Source organism: Xanthomonas sp. SHU 166 (assembly GCF_000364685.1).
In the GTDB taxonomy this organism is placed as follows: domain Bacteria; phylum Pseudomonadota; class Gammaproteobacteria; order Xanthomonadales; family Xanthomonadaceae; genus Xanthomonas_A; species Xanthomonas_A sontii.
In genome coordinates this window covers 1-4,886 of sequence record NZ_AQOJ01000112.1, presented here as the reverse complement: position 1 = coordinate 4,886, position 4,886 = coordinate 1, and the positions used below count along the sequence as shown (strand labels likewise).

General features: G+C 72.0%; 4 protein-coding genes and 1 pseudogene. All 5 read left to right on the top strand.

The features are described 5' to 3' along the window. A pseudogene (locus tag D180_RS04605) lies at window positions 1–202 on the top strand (RDD family protein); the annotation flags it as partial. Beyond that, window positions 199–1,260 (top strand): stage II sporulation protein M, encoded by a 1,062-nt coding sequence (locus D180_RS04600; RefSeq protein WP_017911868.1) that lies wholly within the window; start codon window positions 199–201, stop codon window positions 1,258–1,260. The pseudogene D180_RS04605 and the gene D180_RS04600, both read left to right, overlap by 4 nt. Then, entirely contained in the window at window positions 1,250–2,941 is a 1,692-nt protein-coding gene (locus tag D180_RS04595; protein WP_043090468.1) for a DUF4129 domain-containing protein, read from the top strand. Before D180_RS04600 ends, D180_RS04595 begins: the two co-directional genes overlap by 11 nt. After that, window positions 2,938–4,125, top strand: a complete 1,188-nt coding sequence (locus D180_RS04590) for a DUF4350 domain-containing protein (protein ID WP_017911866.1) — start codon at window positions 2,938–2,940, stop codon at window positions 4,123–4,125. Before D180_RS04595 ends, D180_RS04590 begins: the two co-directional genes overlap by 4 nt. After that, window positions 4,122–4,886 (top strand): AAA family ATPase (locus D180_RS04585; protein ID WP_017911865.1); only part of this gene is annotated, 765 nt, incomplete at its 3' end. The genes D180_RS04590 and D180_RS04585, both read left to right, overlap by 4 nt.

Genomic DNA, 4,886 nt, shown 5'->3' with positions numbered 1-4,886 from the left:
CGCCAGCGCGCTCGCGCCGCCGCGACCGCTGCTGCCGGCCGAACAGGCGGCGCTGATCGCCTTCGCCGAGCGCGCGCCGCGGCTCACCCCGGAGCGGCAACTGGAACTGGCCGCGCTGGCGCAGCCGCTGACCGACACGCCGGGCCAGGCCGGAGTGCTGCGCCTGTACGCGATGGCCAACTGGTTGCTGGGCCGCCGATGAAACAGGAACAGTTCGTCCTCCGTCATCAGCAGGAATGGCAGGTGTTCGAGGCCTGGCTGCAGCGCAGCGCGCGCAGGTCGGCGCCGAACAAGGCCGGCGCCGCCGACGACGCCAGCAAGACCGCCGCGCCACCGACCGCGATCCCGAGTCCAGGCCAGCCGACGCCGCTCGCCGACGAGGACATGCCGGCGCGCTACCGGCGCGTGTGCCACCAGCTGGCACTGGCACGCAGGCGCGGCTACAGCCCGCAGGTCACCGCGCGCCTGCAGCACCTGATGCAGCAGGGCCACACCGTCCTGTACCGGGCGCCGCGTCCGCGCTGGCGGCGCGCGGCGGAATTCCTGTTCGCCGAATTCCCGCAGCTGGTGCGCAGCCAGGCCGGCTACATGGCGGCGGCCACCGCGCTGTTCGTGGTGCCGCTGGTGACCATCTTCGTGCTGCTGCAGTTCCGTCCGGAACTGATCCACGGGTTGATGGACCCGATGCAGGTCACCCAGGTCGAGCGCATGTACGACCCGGCCGCCAGCGCACAGAAGCTCGGCCGCGACAGCGGCACCGATTGGCAGATGTTCGGCCACTACATCATGAACAACATCAGCATCGGCCTGCGCACGTTCGCCAGTGGCCTGCTGGCGGGACTGGGCACGGTGCTGGTGCTGCTGTTCAACGGCATCACCATCGGCGCGGTGGCCGGGCACCTGCACCAGATCGGCTACGGCGTCACCTTCTGGCGCTTCGTTGCCGGGCATGCGCCGTTCGAACTGACCGCGATCGTGATCGCCGGCGGCGCCGGTCTGCAGCTCGGCCTGAAGGTGCTGGCGCCGGGACGGCGGCGGCGCATCGATGCGCTGGTGGAAGGCGGCAAGATCGGCGCGCGGCTGTGCCTGGGCGTGGCTGCGATGCTGCTGGTGGCCGCCTTCATCGAGGCGTTCTGGTCGTCCATCGCGACCGTGCCGGCGTGGGTCAAGTACAGCGTGTCGGCGGCGCTCTGGACGCTGGTGCTGGCGTGGCTGTGGCGCGGCGGGCGCGGCCGCGCGGAGGCCATCGATGCGGATTGAGCGCCTGGACGTGGTGCTGCGCGCACGCTCGGCCTGGGAAGCGATGGAACTGGGCAGCGCCCTGGTCCGCCGCCACGCCGGGGCGATCTGGAAGCCCTGGCTGCTGGTCACCCTGCCGCTGTTCGCCGTGCTCAACCTCGGCGCCTGGGCGACCGATGCGCTGTGGCTGGCACCGCTGCTGCTGTGGTGGCTGAAGCCGGTGCTGGACCGGATCCCGCTGTTCGTGATCTCGCGTGCGGTGTTCGGCGACGTGCCGCGCGTGCGCGACACAGTGCGCGCGCAGGGCGCCTGGGGCTGGCGCACCCTGATCGGCTACCTGACCTGGCGCCGGTTGAGCCCGGCGCGCAGCGTGTTCATGCCGCTGGAACTGCTGGAAGGCGCCAGCGCCAGCCAGCAACGCGAGCGCCGCCGCACCCTGGGCGGGGCGATCTACGGCCATGCGCTGCTGATGGCCAGCGTCTTCGCCACGTTCGAGGGCATGCTCAGCCTGGCCTGCATCGCCACGATCTTCCTGTTCGTGCCCATCGACCTGCTGCCGGAAACCGCGCGCGCGGCCTGGTCGCTGATCGGCCAGCAGACCCCGGTGTGGGCGGACATCGGCTTCAATGCCATCGCCTGGCTGGCGATCACCCTGATCGAACCGTTCTTCGTCGGCGCCGGCTTCGGCCTGTACCTCAACCGGCGTACCCAGCTCGAAGCCTGGGACGTGGAGATGGCACTGCGCCGGATGGCCGCGCGCCTGCGCGGCGCCGCGCCGCTGCTCCTGCTGTGCGTGGCCCTGCTCGCCGCGCCGGCCGCGGCGCTGCGTGCGCAGCCGGCGGCCGACGACACAGCGGTGCAGACGGCGGCGGAGCAGGATGCTCCCGCCGACGCCGGGCGCGATGACGGGACCGATGACGACACGGACACTGACAGTGATGCGGATGCGGATGCGGATGCCGACACCGACAGCAAGCCCGCCGCCGACAGCCACCACCACAACGCGGCGCATCCGGTCCCGCTGGACGAAGTGTTCGACACCGAGCCCGCCGCCGATGCGCGCTTCGCCCGCGCCGCCGACCGCGCCTACGCCGACCCGCTGCTGACCGCCAAGCGCACCATCGGCTACTGGAAGAAGCGCAATCCCGACGAACCGCCCAAGCCGGACGACAAGCAGCAAGACCTCACCGCGTTCGGCAAATGGATGAAGGCCGCCGCCCAGGCCATCGCGTTCGTCGGCAAGTGGGGCATGTGGGTGCTGGCCGGCATCCTGCTGCTGGTGCTGCTGCTGACCGCCAGGCACTGGCTGCCGTGGATGCGCGGCACCGGGCGCCGGCGTGCAACGGTGGCGACGGCACCGGAGCACACGCCGGTGCTGGCGCCGCAACCGCTGCCGGACGACGTGGCGACGGTGGCACGACGCGCCTGGCGCGAAGGCCGCCACCGCGACGCGCTGGCGCTGCTGTACCGGGCCAGCGTGGCGACGCTGTGCGAGCGCGCCGATCTGGTGCTGCCGCCCAGCGCCACCGAGGCGCAGTGCCTGCGCGCCGCGCAACGCCTGCCCGACGACGCCGACCGCGGCCTGTTCGCGCGCATGGTGCGGGTCTGGCAGCACGCCGCCTATGCGGGCCGGCTGCCCGAGGACAGCGCCTTCGACGCGCTGGTCGACGACCTGCAGCGCCAGTTCCGGTGGCAGGCATGAACAGCGGCACGCGCAATGCGCTGATCTTCCTGGTCGGCCTGCTGCTGGTCAGCGTCGGCGCGGCCTGGTTCTTCGGCCGCTACGAACGCGCCGAGCGGGAGATCGTGCTGCCGCCGCGCGGCGAGGCTGCCTACAACCCGCTGTACGCGCTGCGCCAGACCCTGCGCGCCGACGGCGTGCGTGCCGAGTCGCGGCAACGCCTGGACCTGGAGGCGATGCGCCTGCGCCCGCACGACAGCGTGGTGCTGTATGGCGACCCACGCATGCTCGGCAAGGCCGACGGCGACGCCTTGCTGGACTGGGTGGAGCATGGCGGACATCTGGTGCTGCGCACGCCCACCGCAGAGGTCAAGCGCGGCGACGTGCCGATCCTGGAAGCGCTGGACATCACCGTCGAGGCGCGCAGCCCGGACGACTGCCTGGTCATGGCGGTGCCGGGCGCGGCGCCACACAAGGTGTTCTGCGGCGGCCGCCGCTTCAACATCGACCCGGATACGCCCAGCAACTGGTGGAGCGGCGAGGACGACGACTTCGTGTTCGCGCGCGTGCCCTACGGCGACGGCAGCGTGGACGTACTGTCGGAACTGGATTTCCTCGAGAACCAGGACGACCGGCTCGGCAGGATGTTCGAGGGCTCGCCGATGGAAGACGATCCGGTGCTGCGCAGCGGCGGGCTGCGCGAGGCCGGCAACCGCCTGCTGGCACGCCAGGTGCTGGGGCCGAACTACGGCCAGGGCACCATCCACCTGATCTATTCGGCCGAACTGCCCTCGCTGTGGCGCACCCTGTTCACCCGCGGCTGGCCGGCCTGGCTGCCCGCGTTGCTGGTCCTGCTGGCCTGGCTGTGGTCGCGCATGCAGCGTTTCGGGCCGCTGCTCGCGCCGCCGGCCGAGGATCGCCGTTCGCTGCTGGAACACGTGCGCGCCAGCGGCGAACACCTGCTGCGCTACGGCCGCGCCGACCTGCTGCACGCGGCGGTACGCGAGGCGTTCCTGGCGCGGCTGCGCCGGCGCGCACCGCTCGCCGCCGCGCTGGAGGGCCCGGCCCAGGCCGCCGCCATCGCCGAACGCCTGCAGCTGCCGGTGGCGCAGGTCGAACAGGCGCTGCAACCGCCGCCGCCCAACCAACCCGCCGCCTTGCGCGAGCGCATCCGCCTCCTCGTCCAGATGAGAAACCAGCTATGACCACCGCCTCCTCCGACGCCGTCGCGCCGCTCGCCGGCCCTGCCCTGATCGAACGCGCCGAGGCGATCCGCGCCGCGGTCGGCCACGCCTTCATCGGCCAGCCGGAGGTGCTGGAGCAGATCCTGATCGCGCTGCTGGCCGGCGGGCATGTGCTGATCGAGGGCGTGCCCGGCCTCGGCAAGACCCTGCTGGTGCGCGCGCTGGCGCAGGCCCTGGAACTGAACTACGCACGCGTGCAGTTCACCCCGGACCTGATGCCCAGCGACGTCAGCGGCCACGCCGTGTACGACCCCAAGACCGAGAGCTTCAAGATCCGCCGCGGCCCGGTGTTCACCCACCTGCTGCTGGCCGACGAGATCAACCGCGCCCCGGCCAAGACCCAGTCGGCGCTGCTCGAAGTGATGCAGGAAGGCCAGGTCACCATCGAAGGCACGGCCTTCCCGCTGGCGCCGCCGTTCCTGGCGCTGGCCACGCAGAACCCGGTCGAGCAGGAAGGCACCTATCCGTTGCCGGAAGCGCAACTGGACCGCTTCCTGCTGAAGATCCTGATCGACTACCCGCAACTGGAAGACGAGGCGCGCATGGTCGCCGCGGTCACCAGCGGCCGCAGCGCCGGCGACTTCGACCTGTCGCAGGTGCCGCGCGTGCTCGGCGCCGAGGAGGTGGTGGCGATGCAGGCCGGCACCGCGGCCATCGCCGTCGACCCGCAGGTCATCGACTACGCCGTGCGGATCGTCGCCGCCACCCGCCGCTGGCCGGGC